Origin of the sequence: Arthrobacter sp. KNU-44 (genome assembly GCF_051843155.1) — a bacterium.
Taxonomy (GTDB): Bacteria; Actinomycetota; Actinomycetes; order Actinomycetales; family Micrococcaceae; genus Arthrobacter.
The window spans coordinates 817,529-840,853 of sequence record NZ_JBPXNG010000002.1 but is presented as its reverse complement, the minus strand read 5'-3'; the positions used below and the strand labels follow the sequence as shown (position 1 = coordinate 840,853).

Below are 23,325 nucleotides of genomic sequence, written 5' to 3'. Positions count from 1 at the left end.
TGCCATGATCAGTGAAGTAATTCCCAACCTGCTCCACTCGGTTCCCGTGGACGACACGTGGATCACGTTCGACGTAAACTCGTTTACCCAAAACTTCTGGAGCTCAACCTTTGACGGGTTGACCTTCGGGGCAATTTACGCATTGGTTGCCCTCGGCTACACCCTCGTCTACGGCGTTCTCAACCTCATTAACTTTGCCCACTCTGAAGTGTTCATCACGGGTTGTTATGGAGTGTTCTTTACCCTCAGCGCCCTTAATTTCGGCCCCTCAGCTCCGAGGCTGGGTTTTTGGGCCATCGTGGGAAACCTTGTCCTCGCCCTCGTCGTCGCAATTATCGCCTCAGCGTTGATGGCAGTGATCGTGGAACGCGTGGCTTATAAACCTTTGCGGCAGCGCAAGGCGCCCCGCCTGGCATTCTTGATTACCGCCATCGGTGTTTCCTTCGCCATTCAGTACACGATCTACTGGTGGCGCGGACCGAGCCCGGAGGCTGCGCTGACGATGTTCCGGCCGCTCGCAATTTTCGACGTCTTCGGGACAATCGTCGATTCGCAGCAGGTGGTTATTGTCGTCGCTGCGATTATCCTCATGATCGCCACTGATCAGTTCATTAGGCGGTCCCGTACCGGACGAGGCATCCGTGCCGTGGCGCAGGACCCGGACACCGCAACCTTGATGGGTGTCAACAAGGAAAAGATCATCGTGACCACCTTTATCATCGGCGGGATCCTGGCCGGAGCAGCTGCCTTGTTCTACGTCATGAAAATCCCGTCCGGCGTGCAATACAACGGCGGATTCATCCTCGGCGTCAAAGCCTTCGCGGCCGCTGTCCTCGGAGGCATCGGCAATGTGCGCGGTGCTTTGCTGGGCGGCCTGCTGATCGGTTTGATTGGCAACTACGGCCAGGTGCTCCTGGGTAGTTCCCAATGGACGGACGTTGTCGCGTTCGTGGTCTTGGTGTTGGTATTGATTGTGCGACCCGAAGGTGTCTTGGGTAGCTCGCTTGGAAAGAGTAAGGCATGAGCACGACAGACGGCCCCACGCTTATTCCCGATGATGCTTCAGCACAGGAGATCGCCGACCGCGAAGCCAAGATGCGGCAGCGCAAAGGCTGGTTCCCGGGACTGAGCGACAAATGGAACGCTCTCCCGCGCCAAACCCAATGGCTGATCCTGATCGTCGTGGTGGTCATTGCGTACTTGCTTCCCATCCTCAATCCGCCGCTGATCACGACGGAACCGGGCAACAATTGGCAAATTGCACTCGCGCAAATGTCCGTCTATGCCTTGGTGGCTGTGGGCTTGAATGTGGTGGTCGGCTATGCGGGCCTCCTTGACTTGGGCTACGTGGCATTCTTTGCCCTGGGTTCCTACACGGCAGCAATGTTTACCAGCCCGGATTCGCCGTATGTGCACATTCCCTATTTGTGGACGCTGCCCCTGGCGATGGCGGTTGCCATGTTCTTTGGCGTGGTCCTGGGTGTGCCTACTCTTCGCCTCCGCGGCGACTACCTGGCTATCGTCACGCTCGGCTTCGGCGAGATCGTGCGCATTTTGGCCACCATCATTCCGGCGATGAAAGGCCAGGTTGGTTTCCAGAATGTCGGACACCCTCCGGGAACGGATTCAAGCGGCCAACCAATCTTCCTGAACTCGAGCGGAACTCCGTGGTACTGGTTGACGCTGACCATCATCATTTTGGTGCTCTTGGCCGCCGGAAACCTGGAGCGCAGCCGCGTGGGACGCGCGTGGATTGCCATCCGTGAAGATGAAGATGCCGCGGAAATCATGGGCGTCCCCACGTTCAAGTACAAGGTGTGGGCCTTCGCGATTGGTGCTTCCGTGGGCGGACTCTCGGGTGCTTTGTTCGCCGGCCAGGTGGGTTTTGTGAACAACCAGAAGTTCGACATCGCCACCTCAATCCTGTTCGTCGCTGCTGTTGTCATGGGCGGCACGGGAAACAAGGTCGGTGCGATTCTTGGTGGTGCGTTGGTGGCATATATTCCGCTCCGCTTTACCGCGATTGCCGAGTTCAAGTACCTGATCTTTGGTGCGGCGCTGGTGGTCATCATGATTTTCCGCCCCGGGGGACTTCTGCCGGCACGCCAGAGCCTCCTCGCGTACGGACGCTTGGCTTACAACAAGCTCAAGGGCGCCGTAGGCGACATCCCTCCTTCAGGCAAAGTCGTTTTGGAACCGGGAAAGGGGGCTGACAATGAGTGAAGCAATTGAACCGGATATTGATGTGGAAGCACTCAAGGAACAAGGTGTGGACCTTGAGGTCGCCGGGAAGGTAGCGCCTGAAAGGGACATTGTCACCAAGGTGGGCGAAGCCTTGGTCCAGGTTCAAAACCTGACGATCAAGTTCGGTGGCCTGACGGCCTTGGACAATGTCACTTTCGATATCAACCGAGGCGAGATCCTCGGCCTGATCGGTCCCAACGGTGCCGGCAAAACCACCTGTTTCAACGCCATGACAGGCGTATACAAGCCGACGTCCGGAAAGGTCTTGCTCGAAGGCCAATTGCTCAACGGACTGCCGCAGCACCGGATCACCAGGCGGGGCTTGGCCAGGACCTTCCAGAACATCCGCCTTTTTGGTGAGATGACAGCTTTGGAAAACGTGGTTGTCGGTCTCGATGCACGCCACCGCACGAGTGTCGGCGGGGCACTCCTTCGTCTGCCGACCCATGTCCGGGAAGAGAAAACCGCCATTGAACGCGGCATGGCATTGCTTGAGTTCGTGGGCATCGCTGATCATGCCCATTTCTTGTCGCGGCACCTTCCTTACGGATACCAGCGCCGCCTGGAAATCGCGCGGGCGCTGGCCACCGACCCTAAGGTCCTGTGCCTGGATGAGCCTGCGGCCGGGTTCAATCCCGCGGAAAAAGAAGAACTCATGGCCCTGATCCGGACCATCCGTGACGACGGCTACACCGTCCTGCTCATTGAGCACGACATGAAGTTGGTCATGGGCGTGACCGACCGGATCGTGGTCCTCGAGTTCGGGAAAAAGATCGCGGATGATTTGCCCAAGATTATCCGCGACGACCCGAAAGTTATTTCCGCCTATCTCGGGGAGCCTGAAGATGACCTTGCTTGAGCTGAAGAACGTTTCCGTCCACTACGGCCGGATCCAAGCCATTTCGGACATGTCATTCAGCGTGGAGGAGGGCGAAATCGTTTCGCTCATCGGTGCCAACGGTGCCGGCAAAACCACCACCATGAGGACCATCTCCGGATTGCTGACTCCCTCGGCCGGCTCCATCACCTTCGAAGGCCGGGACATCACCAGGATGAAAGCGCACATCCGGGTCGTCCAAGGTATTTCGCAGGCGCCTGAGGGACGCGGAATCTTCCCTGGCATGACGGTGGAGGAGAACCTTGACATGGGCTCCTACGGCCGCAAGGACCGGACCAAGGTGTCAGACGATTTGGAGCGCGTCTTCGACCTGTTTCCCCGGTTGAAGGAGCGCATCAAGCAGTTTGGCGGCACCATGAGCGGTGGCGAACAACAGATGCTCGCGATTGGCCGGGCGCTGATGTCCAACCCGAAGCTCTTGCTGCTGGATGAACCTTCCATGGGGCTTGCTCCGCAGTTCATCCGCCAGATCTTCAAGATTGTCACGGAGATCAACAAGCAAGGCACCACGGTGCTTCTGGTGGAGCAAAACGCCAACCAGGCCCTCGCCCGCGCAAACCGTGCTTTTGTCCTGGAAACCGGGTCAATTACGCACAGGGGAACCGGCAAGGAGCTGCTCGCCAACCCGGCGGTCAAGGAAGCGTACCTCGGCGTCGGATAACCGCATGTGCCGGCACCCTCACAACAAGGAGGGTGCCGGCATCAGCCCTGGTGGAACTTTCGGTGCGGACCAAGCGTGGGAATTGGTAGCGTGAACTATCACTTCGCACCCACGGCAAGAAGGACACCCACCATGGCACTCGGCGGCAACCCGATCTTCAACGGAAAGAATTTCCGTGGAGCCACACAGGCTCCGCCTGTTCCCAGCTATTCCCACGGCCAGAACCACTATGGCCAGAACCAGTACGGCCAGAACCAGTACGGCCAGAACCAGTACGGCCAGAACCAATACGGCCAGAACCAGTACGGCCAGCCCGCCTGGACGGCACAGCCGCAGATGACCAGCGATCAGCTGCAGCAGATGTACAACCAGCCCGCAGCCGGTCCGGCCGAGACCGGCCGTATGACTTTCGACGACGTCATCGTCAAGACTGCGGCCTGCCTTGCGGTGCTGTTGCTTGGGGCAGCCGTCACATTGTTCGTGGCTCCCGGCACGGCAAGTCTCCTCATGATTGTCGGAGCGCTGGGCGGCTTCGCCCTGGGCATGGTCAACTCCTTCAAGAAGCAGCCGTCCCCGGCGCTGATCCTGAGCTACGCCGGACTTGAGGGCTTGTTCCTCGGTGGCCTGACCCGCCTCCTGGATGGCATGTTCCCGGGAGTCGGCCTGCAGGCAGTCATTGGTACCCTCGCGGTGTTCGGCGTCACGTTGGCTCTCTTCAAGAGCGGCAAGGTGCGCGCCACCCCCAAGGCAATTCGCTTCTTCATGATCGCGACGCTCGGCTACCTCGTCTTCGCAGTCATCAACATGGTCCTGGTGTGGACCGGCGCCGTCCAGTCGCCGTTCGGCCTGAGCAGCAGCGTGCACATCTTCGGCATCCCGCTGGGCGTTTTCATCGGCGTCCTGGCGATCGGCCTGGCCGCGTTCTCCCTGGTCATGGACTTCACGAGCATCGAACAGGGTGTCCGGCAGGGCGCTCCCGAGAAATACTCCTGGACAGCCGCTTTCGGCCTGACCGTCACGCTCGTGTGGCTCTACGTGGAGATCATCCGCCTGCTGGCGATCCTGCGCGGCGACGACTAACCTCCCGGGACTTGTTGAGCGTGGTGCCCCTGAAGATCCGTCTTCAGGGGCACTACGTGTCTTTCCGAAGCGGCTTACGACAGCCGCTCGAAGACCACCGCCATGCCTTGCCCGCCACCGACGCACAGCGTCGCCAGTCCCAAGGTGCCATCCCGTTCGCGGAGGCCATTGAGCAAGGTGGTGGTCATGCGGGCGCCTGTCATGCCAAAGGGATGGCCAAGGGCGATGGCGCCGCCATGGACGTTGAGCTTCTCCGGATCGATGCCCAGTTCGCGGGCGCTCGCCACCACCTGGACAGCGAAGGCTTCGTTGAGCTCCACGAGGTCAATGTCTGCCATGCTCAGCCCCGCCAAGGCCAGCGCCCGGCGGGACGATTCCACGGGTCCCATGCCCATGAGCTCCGGGGAAAGGGCACTGACGCCGGTCGAGACGATGCGTGCCAGCGGTTCGAGGCCAAGCTCCCGGGCCCTGACATCGCTCATGACCACCACAGCGGCGGCGCCATCGTTGAGCGGGCATGCGTTGCCAGCAGTTACGGTCCCTTCCTTGCGGAAGACCGGTTCCAAGGCGCTGACCGCTTCAAGGGTGACGCCGGCGCGGGGTGAATCGTCGCGCTCGACGACGGTGCCGTCCCTGCGGGTGTACGGCGTGATCTCCCGGGCATAGAAGCCCGAGGCAATGGCCGCCTCAGCGCGGTTCTGGCTCTGGACCGCCCACAGATCCTGCTCCGCCCGGCTTATTCCGTGGCTCGTGGCGACATTCTCAGCGGTCTGTCCCATCGCGATGTAGACGTCCGGCATCCGTCCACCCATGCGGGGATCCGTCCACGGCGTGTTGGACGCGGCCCGGGCGGCCGTGCGGGCGCGCGCGGCTTCAAACAGGGGGTTATGAAGGCTGGTGTCCGTTTCCCCGGCACCGACCCAGTTCTGGTAACGGGACACCGTTTCTACCCCCGCTGAGACGAAGGCATGGCCTTCCCCGGAGCTGATCGCATGGAAGGCCATCCGGAGGGTCTGCAGGCTCGAGGCGCAGAAGCGGTTGATCGTGGCCGCGGGGACCGTGTCCAGGCCGGCCAGGACGGTCACCACCCGGGCCATGTTCGAACCCGCCTCGCCGCTCGGCTCGGCGCAGCCAAGGTAGAGGTCATCGAGGCCGCGGCCGTCCAGTGCTCCTGGATCAAAGGCCGGAATCTTCGCGAGCGCGGCAGCCACCATCGCCGCTGCGAGGTCGTCAGGACGTTCGTCCTTGAGGGACCCTTTGAAGGCCCGTCCAATCGGGCTTCTGGCAGTGGAAACGATGACAGCCTCAGTCATGCCCCCAGCTTACGCCGGGGCCCGCTCGCCGAAAGGCGGCGGATGCACCGACGTCAGGCGAGGCGTGTGGCCCCGGCGGCCGGAGTCACGGTGAAGATGTCCGGGGTCGTGAAACCTGCCGCCGCGAACGCGCGTACGACGGCGTCGCGCACCTCCTGCTCGTGGCCCACCGGGGTGAGGGCGATGGCTGAGCCGCCGAAACCGCCTCCGGTCATCCGGGCACCGATAGCGCCGTGGGCGCGGGAGGTTTCCACCGCCAGGTCCAGCTCCGGGCACGAGATCTCGAAGTCATCGCGCATGGACGCATGGCTCGCATCCAGGAGCCTGCCGATGTGGGCGGGGCCCTCCGTGGTGAGGCGTTCCACGGTCTGCAGCACGCGGTCGTTCTCCGTGACGATGTGCCGCACCCGCCGGAAGGTGGTGCTGTCCAGGAGGCCACTGGCTTCCTCCAGGTCGCCGATGCCGACGTCGCGGAGCGCCGGGACGCCCAGGACTTGGGCCCCGAGCTCGCAGGAGGCCCGACGGGAGGCGTAGCCGCCGTCCGCATGCGAATGGGAGACCTTGGTATCGATGACCAGCAGCACGAGCCCGGCTTCCTCAGCGTCGAAGGGGACCAGTTGGACGCTCTGGTCGCGGCAGTCCAGGAAGACCGCATGGCCCTTTGACCCGCGAAGCGACGCCGACTGGTCCATGATTCCGGTGGGCGCGCCCACGAAGTCGTTTTCGGCCCTCTGCGTTGCGAGGACCATGTCTTCGGCGCCCAGTCCCGCGCCGGTCAGCTCGTTGAGGGCCGAGATGACGGCGCATTCGATGGCGTGCGACGAGGACAGTCCCGCGCCAAGGGGGACATCCGAATCCATGAGGAGGTCGAAGCCCGGGACAAGGATGCCGCGCTGTTGCAAGGCCCAGGCCACGCCGAGCGGATACTTCGTCCAGCCCTTGGCTGCTTCCGGGACCAACATGTCGACGTCGGCTTCGACCAGGCCTTGCCCGCCGAAAGTGGACAGCAGCCGGACTCGTGAATCATGGCGGATCCGGACTGCAACCTTCGCGGTCTTGTCGATGGCGAAAGGCAACACGAAACCCTCGTTGTAATCGGTGTGTTCGCCGATGAGGTTCACTCGTCCCGGTGCTTGCCACACGCCGTCGGGGGCTGAACCGAAAGTCGACTCGAAAAGCCCGGACAGGGCACTCACGGCCGGGGCGTCGGGAGTGGAGGTCATGCTGGGGCCCCTTCCGGGATGGCGCGCTGCGAATCGCTGGCGACGGCGCGCAGCCGTTCTGCCACGGATTCGGGCGTGGTGTCGTTGATGAAGGCTCCCATGGCGGCCTCGGAACCGGCAAGGTACTTGAGCTTGTCGGCGGCACGGCGTGGGGAGGTGAGTTGCAGGTGCAGGTGGCCCGACGGTCTCAAGGCAGCATCGAGGGGTGCCTGGTGCCATGCGGAAATGTACGGCGTGGGAGTCGGATACAGGGCATCCATGCGCTTGAGCAACTCAAGGTAGACGTGGGCCAATTCGTCGCGTTCTTCGCCGCTCAAGGCGGCGAGGTCTGGAACTTGCCGATGCGGGACGAGGTGCACCTCCAGCGGCCAGCGGGCGGCGAACGGCACGTAAGCGCTGAAGTGCTCGCCTTCGAGCACCATGCGGCTCCCGTCCCGCCGTTCGGCCTTGAGGATCGAGGACGTCAGCGATTCCCGGCCCTTGGAGTTGTCGAAGTGCCGGCTGGCAGCGGCGCCAAGGCTTGCCGCCCGCGGCGTGACGTAGGGGTAGGCATAGATCTGTCCGTGTGGGTGGTGGAGCGTTACCCCGATGTCCGCGCCCCGGTTTTCGAACGGAAAAACCTGCTGGATTCCAGGGAGCGCGCTGAGTGCCTCGGTCCTGTGCGCCCAGGCCTCAATAACAGTGCGGGCCCTGGTTTCGCCAAGCTCGGCAAAGGATCCGGTGTGGCTGGGGGTGAACGAGACAACTTCGCATCGGCCGTAGGCGGGGCCTGCCGTTCCCCATGCAGGGGTGCCTGGAATCGTGCCGACCGCCGGGCCCAGTGAGGGGAAGCGGTTCTCGAAAACCACGACGTCGTAGTCCGGCGCGGGAATTTCCGAAGGGTTCGCGGGAGTGGTGGGGCAGATCGGACATTGGTCCGCGGGCGGAAGATGGGTGCGGCTTTGGCGATGTGCCGCGACGGCGACCCATTCGCCGCTCAGCGCGTCGTAGCGAAGCTCGCCCGGATCAGCTCGCGGCGGCAGCTCACGGTGATCCGTCAGCGAGCCGGGATCGCGCTCCGGCGAGCCGGCGTCGTCGAAATAGATCAGCTCCCGGCCATCGGCGAGGCGTGTGCTGGTAAGGCGAGTCATGGATTCATGGTGCCACAGAGTGCTCAAAAAGGCAAAATATCTAACAAAAAAGAACATTAAGGGTGGGGTCAAGCAAGGCGCGGCATGCAGTACGGTGGTGCCATGCCTCCCACTACACCGATTTCCGCGCCGGGCGAAGAGACCGTATCCCGCCGCTTCGCCAGCGGACGCCAATTCGAGATCCGCCGCGGTGACGCGCTCGCCGTCGTGACTGAGCTCGCCGCGGGCTTGCGGTTGTTCAGCCGCGACGGCGTCCAACTCACCGAGAGCTACGGGGACGGGCAACTACCGCCTGGCGCTACCGGAATTACCCTGGCTCCGTGGGCCAACCGAATCGAAGACGGGATCTGGTACCTCGACGGAAAGAAGCAGCAACTGGACATCACGGAGGTGTCCCGCAACAACGCGAGCCACGGGCTCCTGCGCAACTCCTCCTACGCCCTCGTGGCAGAGGACGAATTCTCCGTGACCCTCGAAGCCGTGATCTTCCCGCAGCATGGCTACCCCTTCCTTGCCCGGCACCGGGTCCGCTACGAGATCGACCCCGGGCTCGCACTGCGGGTCTCCCAGAGTTTCATCAATGATTCGGCGGCACCCGCGCCCTTCGTACTCGGGGCACACCCGTATTTGCGCGTCGGGGACGTTCCGCCGGAAGAGATGGTCCTGACTGTCCACGCCGGCACACGGCTCGTGGCCGACGAGCGGCTGATCCCGCGTAGTTCGGTGCCTGTCGAGGGCGATTTTGATTTTGGCGGCGGCCGGAGCGTGGGCGGCCTGGATGTCGATGTGGCATTCACGGATCTGGAGTTCGACGGCGGCATCGCCCGCCAAACGCTGTCGGCGCCGGATGGTCGGAGCGTCTCCTTGGAGCAGGACGAAAACTGCGCCTACGTCCATGTCTTCGTCACGGATACCTTTCCTGGCCGCTCGAAAGCCGTTGCGATCGAGCCCATGACCGGTCCCGCCAACGCCTTCAACTCGGGGGAGGGGCTCCGGTGGCTTGAACCAGGCGGGACCTTCACCATGAGGTGGGGAATTTTGGGCACGCTCTAGATGGGTTTCCCATCCGGCACTCCCTGCGGAATTATGGGGGAATGACGCCAGCACAGGACGCCACGCCATCAAGTGACCCCGTTTCGGCCGCGCCCAGGCCGGTGTCAGAGCATCACATTGCGCAGGACATCCCGTATGGAGTGCGGATCGCTGCCGCCTGGGCCTGGCGGGTGGGCCTCATCTTGGTGGTAGTTGGAGCCCTTATTTGGCTGTTGGGGAAGGTTAGCTTCCTGATCATCCCGCTCATGGTCGCCTCCCTTCTTGCCGGCTTGCTCTACCCGGTCACGCGGTGGCTCAGAAAGTTCAAGATCCCGCGTGGAGCGGCCGTCGCTATCACGGTGGTGGGGTTCCTCGGGATCCTTGCGGGAGCACTGGCGTTGGTCGGCCGGCAGCTCGCAGTGGGATTCGGCGAGCTTTGGCAGGAAGCGCTTACGGGCATCCAGCAAATCCAGGCGTGGCTGGCCGACGGGCCGCTGCATCTGACCGCAGACCAGATCGACACCTACATCCAGAGCGCCACCTCGGCCCTGCAGAACAACAGCAGCAGCATCCTCAGCGGCGCCCTGTCGTTCGGCAGCACGGCCGGGCATTTTGCGGCGGGCATGGTCCTGGCCCTCTTCATCCTGATCTTCTTCCTTCTGGAGGGATCGAGGATCTGGCGGTTCATCGTCGGGCTCCTGCCCAGGACTGCACGCGCCGCCGCCGACGGCGCCGGCCGGCGCGGTTGGTCGTCCATGGTCAGCTACGTGCGCATCCAGATGTTTGTGGCGTTCGTGGACGCTGTGGGGATCGGCGTCGGCGCAGCGATTATCCAGGTTCCGCTCGCCCTGCCGCTGGGTGTCCTTGTGTTCATTGGTTCATTTATCCCGGTGGTCGGTGCCCTCGTGACGGGAGCCATCGCCGTGCTCCTGGCTTTGGTGGCCAATGGTCCCGTTAACGCGCTCATCATGTTGGCCATCGTGCTGTTCGTGCAACAGCTCGAAAGCCATATCCTCCAGCCGCTCATCATGGGCAAGGCAGTATCGTTGCACCCTGTCGCAGTGATCTTGTCCGTCGCAGCCGGTTCCTACCTGGCCGGAATTCCGGGAGCGCTCTTCGCCGTTCCGCTCCTCGCCGTAGCAAATACGGCGGTTCGCTATATTGCCGCGCGGACGTGGGAACATGATGAAGGACTGATGACGGCGTACGCCGGCGCAGGGATTGCACCACCGGACTCCGATGAGGAACCCACCATCAAGGAAATCCACCGTCCCGGCGCCGACGCGGGCGCACGGTCCAACAGCGGCGAAGGCGCCGCAGGTCAGCACGCGGCTGCGGAACGGACATTCCCCAAGGATGCCGCAGAGCACACCAACAAAGGAGACTAACCCGTGAATACCCTCGATACCCTGCCCGTCACCCTGGACGATGTCCTTAAGGCGCGGGAGCTGCTCGAGGGCATTATTACCAAGACCCCTATCGAGTCCTCACGGGCCCTGGGAGCCATGGTAGGCGGAGAGGTCTTCTTCAAGTGCGAGAACCTCCAGCGGGCAGGTTCCTTCAAGGTCCGTGGTGCGTACGTGCGCATGGCGCGCCTGTCTCCCGAGGAAAAGAAGCGCGGCGTGGTCGCGGCTTCGGCAGGCAACCACGCACAAGGCGTTGCAGTGGCGGCGAAAAGCCTGGGGATCAAGGCACGCATCTACATGCCGCTCGGTGTAGCGCTTCCGAAGCTTGCTGCTACCCGCAGCCACGGCGCTGAAGTTGTCCTGCACGGACATAACGTCGATGAGGCCCTGGCCGAGGCGCAGCGTTACGCGGATGAAACAGGCGCCGTCTTCGTCCACCCCTTCGACAACGTCGACGTCGTGGCGGGCCAAGGAACCGTCGGGCTCGAAATACTGGATCAGGTCCCCAACGTCGACACCATCCTCATGGGAGTTGGCGGCGGCGGCCTGCTCGCCGGCGTCGCAGTGGCCGTCAAAGCGAGGGCAAAAGAGCTGGGACGCGAGATCCGGATCATCGGCGTGCAGGCTGAGAATGCGGCTGCCTACCCGCCGTCGCTCGCCGCTGATGCCTTGGTGCCGCTCAAGAAGGTTTCGACCATGGCGGACGGCATCGCCGTCGGTCGCCCTGGCCAGCTGCCGTTCAGCATCATCCGCGAACTCGTAGACGACGTCGTGACCGTGAGCGAAGACTCCTTGGCCCGTGCGCTCATCTTCCTGCTGGAGCGCGCCAAGATGGTGGTCGAGCCGGCCGGTGCTGTCGGCGTCGCCGCCCTCATGGACGGCAAGATCGAAAACCCGGGGACCACCGCCGTCATCCTGTCCGGCGGCAACATCGACCCCATGCTGATGCTCAAGGTGATCCAGCGCGGCCTCTCAGCGGCCGGACGCTACATGACCGTGCGCATGATGCTCGACGACCGGCCGGGTTCCTTGGCCACCATCGCCCGCATCATCGCCGAAAACGATGCCAATGTGACCGGCTTGGACCACACCCGCGTGGGCGGCGCGATCAGCATGGGCGACGTCTCCATCACCGTCAACCTGGAAACCAAAGGCCACGAGCACAGTGAGCAGGTCCTCGCAGCCCTTCGCGCCGAGGGCTTCCACCCGATCGTGGTCCACTGACGGGCTGCTGGCCATGGCGCTTTACGACAACAGGGACAGGCGGGTACCGGCGAAGGATTCACTGGCCATCCGTGCCAGGGGCGGATTGCTGTTCATGGGTGGCTTCGTTGTGCTGTTGGCTGTGATCGAACTGGTCAACACCTTGATGTTTCACAGCCTCAACGCCATCTTCGGGCTGCGGCCGCGGAGCGCGGACGGGGTTTTCGACATCCTGACGTTCCCCTTGCTCCATGCCAATTTCGGCCACCTTCTGTCCAATGCGCTGCCGTTGGTCATCTTCGGATTCCTGGTGTTCCTGTCCGGTCTCCGGGTGTTCCTGACGGCTCTCGCGTTTAGCTGGCTAGGCTCAGGCCTTACGGTGTGGCTCATCGGCGGGGGAGGCGTGACAGTGGGCGCTTCGGGCCTGGTCTTCGGACTGTTCGCTTTCCTGTTGGTGCGCGGGTTCTTCAACCGCAGCTGGTGGCAAATCCTGCTGTCCGTGGTGCTCTTCCTGGCGTATGGCAGCATCTTGTTCGGCGTGCTGCCCACCGTGATGGGTTTCGTTTCCTGGCAAGCGCATCTTGGCGGGGCCGTCGGGGGAGTGGTGGCTGCAGTGCTGCTGCGCCCGCGTCCCCGCACCGTGGCCCAGCCCAACTGACGCCGCACCGTGGCCCAGCCCAACTAGCTCGCAGTTGTTGTCGTTTTGGGCGCCCAAAACGACAACAAATGCGAGTCAGTTGGGGGAACAAAGCAAAACGCCGGCCCGCCCCGCGAAGGGGTGGGCCGGCGAAACGACAACACCGCGTGGGCCCACGCCGCCAGGGTTCCCTGGCCGAGCTTGCGAGGCGAGGGTGGCGGTGGGGACTATCAGCCGGCGAACGGCTTGGCGGAAACAATCTCCACCGGAATTTCCTTGCCGTTGGGGGCGACGTAGCTGATTTTGTCGCCTTCCTTGTGGCCCATGATCGCCACTCCGAGCGGGGACTTCTCACTGAAGACGTTGAGATCGGAATCGCCGGCGATTTCACGGGATCCGAGCAGGAAGGTCTCTTCGTCACCGGCGATGCGGGCAACCACGACCATGCCCTGCTCGACGATTCCGTCGTCGGCCGGAGCTTCGCCCACCTGGGCGTCGCGCAGGAGCGCGGTCAGCTGGCGGATGCGGGCTTCGATCTTGCCCTGCTCTTCCTTCGCGGCGTGGTAACCGCCGTTTTCCTTGAGGTCGCCTTCCTGGCGGGCGGCTTCGATCTTCTGTACGATCTCCGCACGGCCGGGGCCGGAAAGGTGGTCCAGCTCTGCCTTCAGGCGGTCAAATGCGTCCTGGGTAAGCCAAGCTGCAGGCGCGCTGTTGGTGGTCGACACGGACTTCTCCTTATGGATCTGACAAGCAAAGACCCCGCCGGTGCAGGCCACTCGTGGAACTCAGCAACCAACTCAGCGGGGTTAAGGTATTGATCCAGTGTAGTCAATCCTGTGGACAAACCCAAGCTCACTGAGTCGCGGGTCACACCTTTGCTATTTGCTGCCGTTTACAATCCAGCAGTTGTCCACGACGGCGGACACGGCCTCGGACTCGGTGCGAAGGATGGTCCTTTGGGCGGTTGTCTGGCCGCCGTCGGCCCCTGCTTTGGGGGCGTTCGGCCCGATCTCGACGACTTTCCAGCCGACCACCGCGAACTTGGAGTCCATGGCCTTGACCGCGCATTTTGCCGTGGCATCGGGATTCTTGGTGACCTGGAAATCGACCGACAGCTGGGTCGCGTCCGTGGCGCTGTAGCCGATGTCCTTGAACGACACAGACGACTGCGAGGAAGACGTGGTGACCCAGAACAAGAGCCCGATGGCCACGAGGAGGGCGGCGATGACGATGTTCCGTTTGGTTTTCCCTCCGAAGGCGCGCTTTTGGCTGCCGTAGCGATTGGCTAGGCTGGTAGTTGCCGGCAGCGCCGTGCCCGATGGGTCTTCCGAAGTCACCCACCTAGTTTAGTGGGCTTCTGGCGCCTGCCCGCACACAGCGGAGTCGCACGCGTTAGAAATACCTGATCAGTTGAAAGCCATCAGCAAGCCCAGAACAGCATTACCTGGAAAGAGGAACCGTACCGGATGAGCACATCCACCAGCCCCGACACGCAGCTTCGGCTGCTCACCGTCCACGCACACCCGGACGACGAGTCAAGCAAAGGCGCGGCAACTATGGCGATGTATGCGGCTTCCGGCGTGGAGGTCATGGTGGCTACGTGCACTGACGGTTCCCGCGGGGACATCCAGAACCCGGCCATGGAGTCCGCTCCGCACCCGAAGCGGGACATGGCAGGCGCCCGCCGCTTGGAAATGAAGCAAGCTGCCGCGGTCCTGGGAATCAAGCAGCGTTGGTTGGGTTTTGTGGATTCTGGACTGCCCGACGGCGATCCGTTGCCACCGTTGCCCGCCGGCTGCTTTGCGCTTCAGCCCCTTGAGCGGGCGGCGGCACCGCTGGTCCGCTTGGTCCGCGACTTCAAGCCGCACGTCATCGTGAGCTACGACGAAAACGGCGGCTATCCGCATCCGGACCACATCATGGCCCACAAGGTCGCCGTCGAAGCTTTCCACGCTGCCGGTGACCCTGAGCGCTACCCCGGGACAGGCGAAAGCTGGGCGCCCAGCAAGCTGTACTACGATCGCGCCTTCAGCCCCGACCGTTTCCGCGCCTTGCATTTCGCACTCGAAGAGGCGGGCCTGCAATCGCCTTATGCCGAACGCCTGGCTTCCTGGCTCGAAGCCGATGCGGAAGGCCATACTCCGCCGAGGCCGATGCACCAGACCACTACGCAAGTGGATTGCGGTGACTACTTCGAGGCCCGTGACGACGCACTCAGGGCGCATCGGACCCAGATTGATCCCCTTGGATTCTTCTTCGCGGTATCCCCGGAGATGCAGCGCAGGGCCTGGCCGTGGGAGGACTACACGCTGGTCGACTCCCGTATCCCGGCTGAACTGCCGGAAAAGGACCTGTTCGCAGGGCTAAGATAGGATCGCCGGCGATTTCTATCAAGCGTAGAAGTCGCCACCGGCTGGAAACTCCCATAGAAGGTTTGAACCGTGCACCACTTTCTCATCGCCCTGGCCACGACCCCGTCGCCTACCCCGACCCCGTCGCTGCGCCCCGGCTTGTCGGAAGACCAGGTGACCCCGGGCACCTGGGGTTTCGTCCTGACTGCCTTCATCGTGGTGCTCACGACCTTCCTGATCGTTGACATGGTGCGTAGGATCCGGCGGGTACGCTACCGCGCCCAGGTTGAGGAAGCCCTCGTCGGCGAGGCCGACGGCGCTGAGGCTGAGGGCACTGGGATCGACGGCACTGAGATCGACGGCGCTGAGGCTGAGGGCACTGAGATCGACGGCACCGCGATCGGCGGCGCCGGGACCGGCGGCGTCGTCCCGGGCAAGCCGGGCGTTAAAGAATCCGACGGCGATGCCGGCTCCGGAGCCCGCTGACCCGGGCACCACCCGGGAATGGCCGGGGGCGTCCAACGCCCTCGGCTTGGAACCGTCCGCCTATCTCCGCCAGCATGCGGACAATCCGGTGCACTGGAGGCCGTTCGGCGATGAGGCCTTCGCGTTCGCGGCGGCCCGCGATGTACCCGTTTTTCTCTCCATCGGCTATGCCGCGTGCCACTGGTGCCACGTCATGGCCCATGAGTCCTTCGAAGACCAAGACACCGCCGACTACTTGAACGCACACTTCGTGGCCATCAAGGTGGACCGCGAAGAACGCCCCGACGTGGACTCGATCTACATGGCAGCCACCCAGGCCATCAGCGGCGAGGGCGGCTGGCCGATGTCCGTCTTCCTGACTCCCGACGGCTTGGCCTTCCATGCAGGCACCTACTTCCCGCCAACGCCCCAGCCCGGGAGGCCGTCCTTCCGCCAGGTGCTCGAAGCGGTCCACGAGGCGTGGCTGGAACGCCGCGACGCCGTCGAGCAGAACGCGCGACGGCTCGCCGCCGGCATGGCCAATGCCCAGCTCGCCTCGGCGGTGTTCCTCGACAGGCCGTCCGAAAGCCTGGACAGAAGCCTGCTATCCGAAGCTGTGCGTCTCCTCGCCCGCTCGGAAGACCCCGACGGTGGTGGCTTCGGCGGCGCTCCCAAGTTCCCGCCGTCGGCCGTTCTTGAGTTCCTGATACGGCACGCTGCCGTGCCGTCGGATACCTCGGACGCCGCCCGCGACATGGCGGGCCGCACTCTCGCCGCCATGGCCTGTTCCGCACTGTGCGACCAGCTCGACGGCGGCTTCGCCCGGTATTCCGTGACCGCGGATTGGTCCGTGCCGCATTTCGAGAAGATGCTTTACGACAATGCCCAGCTTCTCCGCGCCTACGTCCACTGGGTCCGGCTGAGCGGCGACTGGGTCCTGCCTGCCGGCGAGGCCGCGAGTGTCGCGTCCCGGGTGGCGGACTGGATGCTGGATTCGCTGGGTGTGGGCGATCCCGCAATCCCGGGCGGACTCGCTTCCTCGCTCGACGCCGATACCGTGGTGGACGGAGTGCATCATGAAGGCGCGTCCTACCTGTGGACTCCTGCGAGCCTCGAAGCCGTGCTTGGACCGGGGGACGGGGCGGCCGTGGCCCGGCTCATGAACGTGGGGCCGTCCGGGAGAGTCTCGGAGCTTGGATCTCCGCTGCATCCCGGGCGCCGGCTGTCCGGGGCGGAATCGCGGTTGTGGGACCGCGTCAGGCCCGCCCTGCGCGCCGCACGCTCGGCCCGCCCCCAGCCGGCCCGGGACGACAAAGTCGTGGCGGGCTGGAACGGCCTGGCCATCGCAGCGCTTGCCGAAGCCGGAGCGGTCCTGGACAGGCCGGAACTTGTGACCGCGGCGGAAAGCGTGGCCGAGTACCTCATGCGCGTGCATTGGCGTCCGGCGGCCGGCCCCGAAACTTTCAGTGCCTCAAATGCCGGCACCTCAAAGCCCGGGGCGGGGGTGCTGATCAGGGTCTCGCACGACGGCGTTGCGAGGGGGATCAGCGGTCTGCTGGAAGACTACGCGTTTTGTGCCGAAGGCTTCCTGGCTCTCTACGCCGTGACTGGCCAGCGGCGCTGGTACGTGTTCGCGGAGGAGCTGATCAGCGGCGCCTGCGCGCGCTTCGTGGTGGACGGCAGATTGTCGGACTCCGTGGGGGAATCGGCCCAGGTATTCAACGCGCAGGGACAGCACGCGGGCCTGGACCCCTTCGACAATGCGGCGCCGAGCGGGGCGGCGGCCTTTGCCGGAGTGTTGCTGAGCTATGCGGCGTATTCCGGTTCGCACGAGCACCGAGCCATGGCAAGCAGCATCCTGTCGCTCCTGCCGCCGATAGCCGGGCGGGCGCCCAGGGTGGCGGGATGGCTGCTTGCGACCGCCCAGGCGGCCGTGGCCGGTCCCATAGAGGCCGCCGTATCCGGCCCTCCAGGCGGGAAGCAGCGCGAACTCCATCGCGCTCTGTTGGCTTCGCCGAGTCCCGGGCTGGTGGTGGCCGTCCAGCTCGGTATGGCTGGCGAAAAAGCCGACGACGACGGCGCGCCGCCCGGGTCCCGCGCCAAGGAACCGGAGGTGCCACTGCTTGAGTCCCGCACGGCTGCCGCGGACGGCTCGCCACAGGTGTACTTGTGCCGGGGGATGGTCTGTGACCTGCCGCTTGGCTCCGTTGAGGAACTCGTGCAGCGCCTTGACGCGATGACTGAGGCCGCAGGCTAGCTCAGCACGGCAATCATGATTGCGGCGAAATGTGCGGCGAAGGCCAGCACCGTGAGGGCGTGGAAGAGTTCATGGAAGCCGAAGTTCAACGGACTGAAGTTGGGCCTCTTGATCCCGTAGAAAACGGCGCCAGCGATGTAGAGGGCCCCGCCCACACAGATCAGGATCGCGGCCGGAACGTTCGCGGCGAAGAACTCCGGCAAATAGAACAACGCCCCGCAGCCCAGTGCGACGTAGATGGGCACGTAGAGCCAACGTCGAGCGCCGGTCCAGAGAACCCGGAACAGCACTCCCAGTAGTGCTCCGGACCAGATCACCCACAACAGGAGCACGGCCTTGGGGCGCTCCAGGAGGGACCACGCCAGGGGTGTGTAGCTGCCCGCGATCACGAGCATGATGTTGGTGTGGTCCAGGCGTTTGAGGACCATCCTGGTCTTCGGCTCCCAATTGCCGCGGTGGTAGACCGCGGACACGCCGAAGAGCAGTACACCCGTCAAAGCGTAGATGGCGGACGCGATTTTGCGATCGGTCGTAGGCGCCATCGTCACCAGGACGATCCCTGCCGCGACGGCGAAAGGAGTGGCCACAGCATGTATCCAGCCGCGCCACCTTGGTTTGGTTGTGAGCAGCTCCGACATCGTTAAAGCGTAACCCGCGGGCGGATAAGTTACTGCCGAGTAGCACGTTTTGCGATCGTTTTCCGCTGCTCAGGTGTGCCGACTGTCCGCCTTGGGAAGGTAGCCTTGGTGGTGCGCCTACGGCAGAAGTCGCGAGGTGCCGATCGTTGTTTGGCTGAAGGGTTGGCTGCCAACCAGGCTGGCCGCCGTCGTCGTTTGTTTCGCTTTTCACGTGCTGTTCAAAGGAAGTCAGGTGAGTGTCCGGATGGAGTGGCCCGGCTTCCTCTACGGCTTCTACGAGCGCAAACTGCTCCGTTCGCTCGAACAAGAGAAGATTCCCCGGCACATCGGCGTCATGGTTGATGGCAACCGCCGCTGGGCGCGGCAATTCAACGCTCCCACCAGCGAAGGCCATCAAGCTGGCGCGGACAAGATCCACGAATTCCTCGGCTGGTGCCAGGAACTCGGAGTCAAAGTCGTCACGCTCTACATGCTCTCGACGGACAATATGAACCGCTCCGGCGAAGAGCTCGAACTGCTTATGGGAATCATCGCCAACACCCTCGATCGCTTGGATGACGACGCCGATATCTCGGTCCACGCCATGGGTGCGCCGGAGCTCCTTCCGGACTATCTCGCCGAGCGGCTCAACAAGCTCACGGCCCGCACACCGATCCGCGAGCGGCTCCATGTGAACGTGGCCGTCGGGTACGGCGGACGGCGCGAGATCGTCGACGCCGTGCGGGAACTGCTGCACGACGCGGTCGCGCACGGCCGCGACATCACCGAGCTGGCCGATGAGCTTTCAGTGGACGATATCTCGCGTTTCCTCTACACACGCGGCCAGCCGGACCCCGATCTGGTGATCCGCACGTCAGGTGAACAGCGTTTGTCAGGTTTCCTCATGTGGCAAAGCGCCTACAGCGAGTTCTATTTTTGCGAGGCCCTCTGGCCCGCGTTCCGCAAGGTTGATTTCCTGCGGGCCCTGCGGGACTATGCCGGCCGCCAGCGCCGCTTCGGTTCCTGAGACGGTGAACTTCCCGGTGCGCACCCGTTTACGGGAAGTTCACATTTTGTCTACACGAATCGCCGTTTGGGCTAACCGGAAATGTAATCGCACGGGAATACGTTAATCCCATCAGTAGGCAAACCGCCTGCTGATCGGGGAGGCCAGTAGATGGAGCGAATCATCGCACCAGTTACGTGGGGGGCCGCGCCCGGCCTTCCGGCCGAGCCGCCTCACGAATAAGCCGGGTTCGCCCGGGGCTGGAGTCGATGTGGCTATTTCTGAGCAACTGCCCGTAGTCGTTTCCGACGGGGAAAGTTCAGCTACCTCTCGCACCAAGCGGGCCAACGATGGGCGGACTGCAAAGTCCGGAACCCCGACAGGCCGAAGCTATGTGATTGACACTTCCGTGTTGCTTTCCGATCCGCACGCCCTTTTGCGCTTCGCGGAGCACGAAGTCATTGTCCCGATCGTGGTGATCACGGAATTGGAGGGCAAGCGCCACGACCCCGAATTGGGTTACTTCGCGCGCAAGGCCCTCAGGCTCCTGGATGACTTGCGCATTGAGCATGGCGGGTTGAATCAACCTATCCCGATCGGATCCGACGGCGGCACGCTGCGTGTCGAGATGAACCATGTGTCAACCGAAGTGCTGCCGGCAGGATTCCGCGGCGCGGACAACGACAGCCGCATCCTGGCAGTCGCCAAGAACCTCGCCAACGAAGGCCATAACGTCACGGTCGTCTCCAAAGACCTCCCCATGCGCGTCAAAGCCTCCGCGATGGGGCTGTTCGCGGACGAATACCGCAATGAACTCGTCAAGGACTCCGGCTGGACCGGCATGGCGGAGATCGAAGCCAGCGAGGACGAAATCACCACCCTGTACGGGCACGAACCGGTTTTCATCCCGGCAGCGGCCGAGCTTCCCGTCAATACGGGCCTGGTGCTGCTCTCCAACCGGGGCTCCGCCCTGGGCCGCGTGGGCGCGGACAAGCAAGTGCGGCTGGTCAAGGGGGACCGTGATGTCTTCGGACTGCACGGCCGCTCAGCTGAGCAACGGCTTGCGATCGACCTGCTCATGGATCCCAGCGTCGGAATCGTCTCGATCGGCGGCCGGGCGGGCACTGGAAAGTCGGCCTTGGCCTTGTGTGCGGGACTCGAAGCCGTCCTGGAGCGCCGGGAACACCGCAAGGTGATTGTGTTCCGGCCGCTGTACGCGGTGGGCGGACAGGAACTCGGGTACCTGCCCGGTTCCGAGGCAGAGAAGATGAACCCCTGGGCGCAGGCGGTCTTCGACACCCTCGGTGCACTCGTCAGCCAGGAAGTCGTCGAAGAAGTCATGGACCGGGGCATGCTCGAAGTCATGCCGCTGACCCACATCCGGGGACGTTCGCTCCACGATGCGTTCGTGATCGTAGACGAGGCCCAGTCGCTCGAAAAGAACGTGCTCCTCACGGTCATGAGCCGCATCGGCCAGAACTCCAAGATCGTCCTGACCCACGACGTCGCCCAGCGCGACAACCTCCGCGTGGGCCGGCACGACGGCGTTGCCGCCGTCGTCGAGACCCTCAAGGGGCACCCGCTGTTCGGCCACATCACCCTGACCCGCTCCGAACGCTCGCCGATCGCGGCCCTCGTGACGGAACTGCTTGAAGGGGCGGAAATCTAAGCTGCATTTGCGCGGAGGGCCGTGGCCGGGTTCGCCGGGCCACGGCCCTTCACCGATCCTCGATCGTTTCCTCGAGCCGGTTGACGCTCGCTCACGTATGTGGGGTTTCGGGCGGACGCTCGCTCACGTATGTGGGGTTTCCTGGCGACGCTCGCTCACGTATGTGGGGTTTCGGGCGGACGCTCGCTCACATGCCCAGGAACCTTGCTGTGGCCTCATGGCCTTCTACCTTTAGCTTCCAATCGGGCCGGATGAAGGACCCCGTGGGGAGACGAACGCGTTGGACTTCCACGACGTCGGTGCCCCATTGGTCGCGGTAAATGCCGTTGGGTTCATAGCCGAGGCTGGCGGAAACGCCCAAGGATTGCTTGTTCCAAATGGCAGCTTCGGAGGTCGCTACTTCTGCATTCAGGTAGTCGAAGGCGTAGCTGAGGGCGGCCGCCCGCATCTCCTTGCCGAGGCCTTGGCCTTGAGCGCCTTTCTTGAGCCAGGAGCCGGTGGACACAGTCTTCAACGATGCGAAGTTCTTCGCCTCCAGATCCTGGCAGCCAATGAAATCGGCGTCGTGCCAGATGCCGAGGAGGAGCGTCCATGATTCCGGAGTCATTCCTGCACGGCAGCGCCAGTACCACCGGGCCATGTTGGCACCCAACTCATCTTCGGGCAGTTCTGTCCAGGGATTGCTGAAGGGGGACCTCCCTGACTCGTGAATGCCGCTGAGGGCTGCCCCGACCGCTGCCGGGATGTCAGCGTCCTGGATGGGGCGCAAGACCAAGCGGGGGTTGGGCGGAAGGGGCGTATAGGTGAGCGGGGGTTGGGCGGAAGGGGCTGCGGTCGTCAAGTTTTTGAGACATTTTCGTTGTTTGTTTTGGTTAGGCGGCCAGGGGTTCCTGGACGCTGGTGTGGTGGTTTGCGTGGGCGGTGGCTGGCGGGATGCCGCCGGCCCGTCGGTTGGGTCGGCGGCGGTTGTACCAGCCCTCGATGTAGTCCATCACGGCGGTCCGTGCGGTGAGCCTGGAACCGAAGCGGTGGTGGTGGTAGAACTCGGTCTTGAGGTGTGAGAAGAAGTTCTCGGCGACCGCGTTGTCCCAGCACACCCCCACCTTGCCCATGGACTGGGTGACCTCGTTCTGGGCGCACCATCGTTGGAATTCCTCCGAGGTGTACTGGGTGCCCCGGTCGGAGTGGAAGACGACTGGGCCGCCGATGAGGTGGCCGTGGTTCCGGGCCATCCGCAGGGCCGCGGTGCACAGGCTGGCGCGCATGTGTTCGGCCATGGCCCAGCCGATGACCATCCCGGAGAACAGGTCGATGACCGTGGCCAGGTAGAGCCAGCCCTCGCCGGTGCGCAGGTAGGTGATGTCCCCGACCAGCCGGGTCCCGGGCACCGCGGAGGTGAAGTCGCGCCTGCCCTGGTCATCGAGCATGTGGTTCTGGATGTGGGCGGTCTTGGCCTGCGGGTCCTGGAGCGTGGTCTTTTTCCAGGCCTGGGTGCGGATGGCCCGCAGGCCGTGCTCGCGCATGATGGCCCCCACGGTCGGGGCGGAGACCTTGGTCCCGGCCGCGTTCAGGAGCCGGGTCAGCTGGTCCCGCCCGGCACGCCCGGACTCCTTCGTGTAGAGCTTGGTGACCGCGGTGACCAGCTCCCCGTGCCGCACGGTGCGCGGTGAAGGGCCGGCAGGTTTGCGCCACCGGTAATAGGAGGCCCGGGAGACGTTCAATTTCCGGCATAGCCACACCACGGGATGGTTGGCCTTCTCCGCTTCGATGAACTCGTAGAAATCCTCTACTTTTGCTTCGCGGCAAAGAAGGCGCTGACTTTTCCCAGGAACTCGACCTCGGCCTTCAACCTGGCGTTTTCGGCCAGCGCTTTCTGGTGTTCATCCCACGCCACCGGCCCCCGGTCCTCGGGCTGGGCAGGGGTGTCCGGTTGCTTGTCCCGGGACTTGTGTACCCAGTTTCCCAGCGTGCTTTCCTTCACCCCGATCTCCTGCGCGATCTGCTTCACCGGCCGGTCCGAAGACAAAACCAGTCGAACCGATTCCTCCCGGAACGCGGCGTCGTATGTCTTTCTGCGGGTGGTCATCTGAAACTGAGGCTCCCATCAAGCTGTCTCACAAAACCATACGGCCG

Annotated in this window: 22 protein-coding genes; 14 read left to right on the top strand and 8 right to left on the bottom strand. The window is 63.7% G+C overall.

Annotation, left to right across the window (positions count from 1 at the left end; all coding sequences use genetic code 11):
• Nucleotides 1-4: 4 nt before the first annotated feature.
• The 5 genes from ACSVHC_RS04645 (at nucleotide 5) to ACSVHC_RS04625 (ending at nucleotide 4,883) form a co-directional block, all read left to right on the top strand.
• Nucleotides 5-1,024, top strand: a complete 1,020-nt coding sequence (locus tag ACSVHC_RS04645; protein ID WP_234751305.1) for a branched-chain amino acid ABC transporter permease — start codon at nucleotides 5-7, stop codon at nucleotides 1,022-1,024.
• On the top strand, nucleotides 1,021-2,223 hold the full coding sequence (locus tag ACSVHC_RS04640) for a branched-chain amino acid ABC transporter permease (protein ID WP_234751306.1): 1,203 nt from the start codon (nucleotides 1,021-1,023) through the stop codon (nucleotides 2,221-2,223). The genes ACSVHC_RS04645 and ACSVHC_RS04640 overlap by 4 nt, the downstream gene beginning before the upstream one ends.
• Nucleotides 2,216-3,103 (top strand): ABC transporter ATP-binding protein, encoded by an 888-nt coding sequence (locus tag ACSVHC_RS04635; RefSeq protein ID WP_437772877.1) that lies wholly within the window; start codon nucleotides 2,216-2,218, stop codon nucleotides 3,101-3,103. The genes ACSVHC_RS04640 and ACSVHC_RS04635 overlap by 8 nt, the downstream gene beginning before the upstream one ends.
• Nucleotides 3,090-3,803: an ABC transporter ATP-binding protein gene (locus ACSVHC_RS04630; RefSeq protein WP_439180620.1), complete on the top strand. Its 714-nt coding sequence runs from the start codon at nucleotides 3,090-3,092 to the stop codon at nucleotides 3,801-3,803. The genes ACSVHC_RS04635 and ACSVHC_RS04630 overlap by 14 nt, the downstream gene beginning before the upstream one ends.
• A 132-nt stretch (nucleotides 3,804-3,935) precedes the next feature.
• The gene (locus ACSVHC_RS04625; protein WP_437772879.1) at nucleotides 3,936-4,883 is read left to right on the top strand and encodes a Bax inhibitor-1/YccA family protein; all 948 of its coding nucleotides are present in this window, start codon (nucleotides 3,936-3,938) and stop codon (nucleotides 4,881-4,883) included.
• A 74-nt stretch (nucleotides 4,884-4,957) separates the two neighbouring features.
• Here ACSVHC_RS04625 and ACSVHC_RS04620 read toward each other — a convergent pair whose 3' ends face one another.
• From ACSVHC_RS04620 to galT, 3 genes are read right to left on the bottom strand one after another with little or no spacing between them, the layout of a single operon-like run.
• Nucleotides 4,958-6,196 carry an acetyl-CoA C-acetyltransferase gene (locus tag ACSVHC_RS04620; protein ID WP_437772880.1) on the bottom strand — a complete coding sequence of 413 codons (1,239 nt, stop codon included), beginning with the start codon at nucleotides 6,194-6,196 and terminating at the stop codon, nucleotides 4,958-4,960.
• Between the two features lie 53 nt (nucleotides 6,197-6,249).
• Entirely contained in the window at nucleotides 6,250-7,419 is a 1,170-nt protein-coding gene (gene galK / locus ACSVHC_RS04615) for a galactokinase (RefSeq protein WP_437772881.1), read from the bottom strand.
• Nucleotides 7,416-8,549 carry a galactose-1-phosphate uridylyltransferase gene (gene galT / locus ACSVHC_RS04610; protein WP_437772882.1) on the bottom strand — a complete coding sequence of 378 codons (1,134 nt, stop codon included), beginning with the start codon at nucleotides 8,547-8,549 and terminating at the stop codon, nucleotides 7,416-7,418. Before galT ends, galK begins: the two co-directional genes overlap by 4 nt.
• A 102-nt stretch (nucleotides 8,550-8,651) precedes the next feature.
• On the opposite strand from galT, the gene ACSVHC_RS04605 reads away from it, so the two are divergent.
• From ACSVHC_RS04605 to ACSVHC_RS04590, 4 genes are read left to right on the top strand one after another with little or no spacing between them, the layout of a single operon-like run.
• Nucleotides 8,652-9,602 (top strand): aldose 1-epimerase family protein, encoded by a 951-nt coding sequence (locus tag ACSVHC_RS04605; RefSeq protein ID WP_437772883.1) that lies wholly within the window; start codon nucleotides 8,652-8,654, stop codon nucleotides 9,600-9,602.
• A 41-nt stretch (nucleotides 9,603-9,643) separates the two neighbouring features.
• Nucleotides 9,644-10,969, top strand: a complete 1,326-nt coding sequence (locus ACSVHC_RS04600; protein ID WP_437772884.1) for an AI-2E family transporter — start codon at nucleotides 9,644-9,646, stop codon at nucleotides 10,967-10,969.
• Nucleotides 10,970-10,972: 3 nt separating this feature from the next.
• The gene (ilvA, locus tag ACSVHC_RS04595) at nucleotides 10,973-12,211 is read left to right on the top strand and encodes a threonine ammonia-lyase (protein ID WP_437772885.1); all 1,239 of its coding nucleotides are present in this window, start codon (nucleotides 10,973-10,975) and stop codon (nucleotides 12,209-12,211) included.
• Between the two features lie 13 nt (nucleotides 12,212-12,224).
• Nucleotides 12,225-12,848 (top strand): rhomboid family intramembrane serine protease, encoded by a 624-nt coding sequence (locus ACSVHC_RS04590; protein WP_437772886.1) that lies wholly within the window; start codon nucleotides 12,225-12,227, stop codon nucleotides 12,846-12,848.
• 209 nt (nucleotides 12,849-13,057) lie between these two features.
• Here the strand turns inward: ACSVHC_RS04590 and greA are convergent, their stop codons facing one another.
• Both greA and ACSVHC_RS04580 read right to left on the bottom strand, forming a co-directional pair.
• Nucleotides 13,058-13,552, bottom strand: a complete 495-nt coding sequence (greA, locus tag ACSVHC_RS04585; RefSeq protein WP_437772887.1) for a transcription elongation factor GreA — start codon at nucleotides 13,550-13,552, stop codon at nucleotides 13,058-13,060.
• Nucleotides 13,553-13,705: 153 nt separating this feature from the next.
• Entirely contained in the window at nucleotides 13,706-14,164 is a 459-nt protein-coding gene (locus tag ACSVHC_RS04580) for a DUF4307 domain-containing protein (RefSeq protein ID WP_437772888.1), read from the bottom strand.
• A 129-nt stretch (nucleotides 14,165-14,293) separates the two neighbouring features.
• On the opposite strand from ACSVHC_RS04580, the gene mca reads away from it, so the two are divergent.
• From mca to ACSVHC_RS04565, 3 genes are all read left to right on the top strand, one after another.
• The gene (mca, locus tag ACSVHC_RS04575) at nucleotides 14,294-15,199 is read left to right on the top strand and encodes a mycothiol conjugate amidase Mca (RefSeq protein ID WP_437772889.1); all 906 of its coding nucleotides are present in this window, start codon (nucleotides 14,294-14,296) and stop codon (nucleotides 15,197-15,199) included.
• Between the two features lie 69 nt (nucleotides 15,200-15,268).
• A complete protein-coding gene (locus ACSVHC_RS04570) occupies nucleotides 15,269-15,664 on the top strand; it encodes a hypothetical protein (protein ID WP_439180619.1) in 396 nt (131 codons plus the stop codon).
• Nucleotides 15,642-17,900: a thioredoxin domain-containing protein gene (locus ACSVHC_RS04565; RefSeq protein ID WP_437772891.1), complete on the top strand. Its 2,259-nt coding sequence runs from the start codon at nucleotides 15,642-15,644 to the stop codon at nucleotides 17,898-17,900. The genes ACSVHC_RS04570 and ACSVHC_RS04565 overlap by 23 nt, the downstream gene beginning before the upstream one ends.
• On the opposite strand, the gene trhA is transcribed toward ACSVHC_RS04565, so the two are convergent.
• The gene (trhA, locus tag ACSVHC_RS04560; protein ID WP_437772892.1) at nucleotides 17,897-18,538 is read right to left on the bottom strand and encodes a PAQR family membrane homeostasis protein TrhA; all 642 of its coding nucleotides are present in this window, start codon (nucleotides 18,536-18,538) and stop codon (nucleotides 17,897-17,899) included. The two genes, ACSVHC_RS04565 and trhA, sit on opposite strands and share 4 nt — an antisense overlap.
• A gap of 244 nt (nucleotides 18,539-18,782) precedes the next feature.
• Here trhA and ACSVHC_RS04555 point away from each other — a divergent pair, with 244 nt between their 5' ends.
• Nucleotides 18,783-19,544, top strand: a complete 762-nt coding sequence (locus tag ACSVHC_RS04555) for an isoprenyl transferase (protein WP_437773976.1) — start codon at nucleotides 18,783-18,785, stop codon at nucleotides 19,542-19,544.
• A 250-nt stretch (nucleotides 19,545-19,794) separates the two neighbouring features.
• Nucleotides 19,795-21,192, top strand: a complete 1,398-nt coding sequence (locus tag ACSVHC_RS04550) for a PhoH family protein (protein WP_236816243.1) — start codon at nucleotides 19,795-19,797, stop codon at nucleotides 21,190-21,192.
• A 187-nt stretch (nucleotides 21,193-21,379) separates the two neighbouring features.
• Here ACSVHC_RS04550 and ACSVHC_RS04545 read toward each other — a convergent pair whose 3' ends face one another.
• Together ACSVHC_RS04545 and ACSVHC_RS04540 are read right to left on the bottom strand one after the other, a co-directional pair.
• Nucleotides 21,380-22,033 carry a GNAT family N-acetyltransferase gene (locus ACSVHC_RS04545; RefSeq protein ID WP_437772893.1) on the bottom strand — a complete coding sequence of 218 codons (654 nt, stop codon included), beginning with the start codon at nucleotides 22,031-22,033 and terminating at the stop codon, nucleotides 21,380-21,382.
• A gap of 31 nt (nucleotides 22,034-22,064) precedes the next feature.
• A protein-coding gene (locus tag ACSVHC_RS04540; protein ID WP_437771182.1) for an IS3 family transposase occupies nucleotides 22,065-23,278 on the bottom strand; the annotation gives its coding sequence in 2 pieces (ribosomal slippage) (nucleotides 22,065-23,017 and nucleotides 23,017-23,278; 1,215 coding nt in all).
• Nucleotides 23,279-23,325: the final 47 nt, after the last annotated feature.

Excerpts from the sequence above, each read along its gene's own strand:
- ACSVHC_RS04645 (WP_234751305.1), top strand. The coding sequence starts at position 5 with ATGATCAGTGAAGTAATTCCCAACCTGCTCCACTCGGTTCCCGTGGAC.
- ACSVHC_RS04640 (WP_234751306.1), top strand. The coding sequence starts at position 1,021 with ATGAGCACGACAGACGGCCCCACGCTTATTCCCGATGATGCTTCAGCA.
- ACSVHC_RS04635 (WP_437772877.1), top strand. The coding sequence starts at position 2,216 with ATGAGTGAAGCAATTGAACCGGATATTGATGTGGAAGCACTCAAGGAA.
- ACSVHC_RS04630 (WP_439180620.1), top strand. The coding sequence starts at position 3,090 with ATGACCTTGCTTGAGCTGAAGAACGTTTCCGTCCACTACGGCCGGATC.
- ACSVHC_RS04625 (WP_437772879.1), top strand. The coding sequence starts at position 3,936 with ATGGCACTCGGCGGCAACCCGATCTTCAACGGAAAGAATTTCCGTGGA.
- ACSVHC_RS04620 (WP_437772880.1), bottom strand. The coding sequence starts at position 6,196 with ATGACTGAGGCTGTCATCGTTTCCACTGCCAGAAGCCCGATTGGACGG.
- galK (WP_437772881.1), bottom strand. The coding sequence starts at position 7,419 with ATGACCTCCACTCCCGACGCCCCGGCCGTGAGTGCCCTGTCCGGGCTT.
- galT (WP_437772882.1), bottom strand. The coding sequence starts at position 8,549 with ATGACTCGCCTTACCAGCACACGCCTCGCCGATGGCCGGGAGCTGATC.
- ACSVHC_RS04605 (WP_437772883.1), top strand. The coding sequence starts at position 8,652 with ATGCCTCCCACTACACCGATTTCCGCGCCGGGCGAAGAGACCGTATCC.
- ACSVHC_RS04600 (WP_437772884.1), top strand. The coding sequence starts at position 9,644 with ATGACGCCAGCACAGGACGCCACGCCATCAAGTGACCCCGTTTCGGCC.
- ACSVHC_RS04590 (WP_437772886.1), top strand. The coding sequence starts at position 12,225 with ATGGCGCTTTACGACAACAGGGACAGGCGGGTACCGGCGAAGGATTCA.
- mca (WP_437772889.1), top strand. The coding sequence starts at position 14,294 with ATGAGCACATCCACCAGCCCCGACACGCAGCTTCGGCTGCTCACCGTC.
- ACSVHC_RS04565 (WP_437772891.1), top strand. The coding sequence starts at position 15,642 with ATGCCGGCTCCGGAGCCCGCTGACCCGGGCACCACCCGGGAATGGCCG.
- trhA (WP_437772892.1), bottom strand. The coding sequence starts at position 18,538 with ATGTCGGAGCTGCTCACAACCAAACCAAGGTGGCGCGGCTGGATACAT.
- ACSVHC_RS04555 (WP_437773976.1), top strand. The coding sequence starts at position 18,783 with ATGGAGTGGCCCGGCTTCCTCTACGGCTTCTACGAGCGCAAACTGCTC.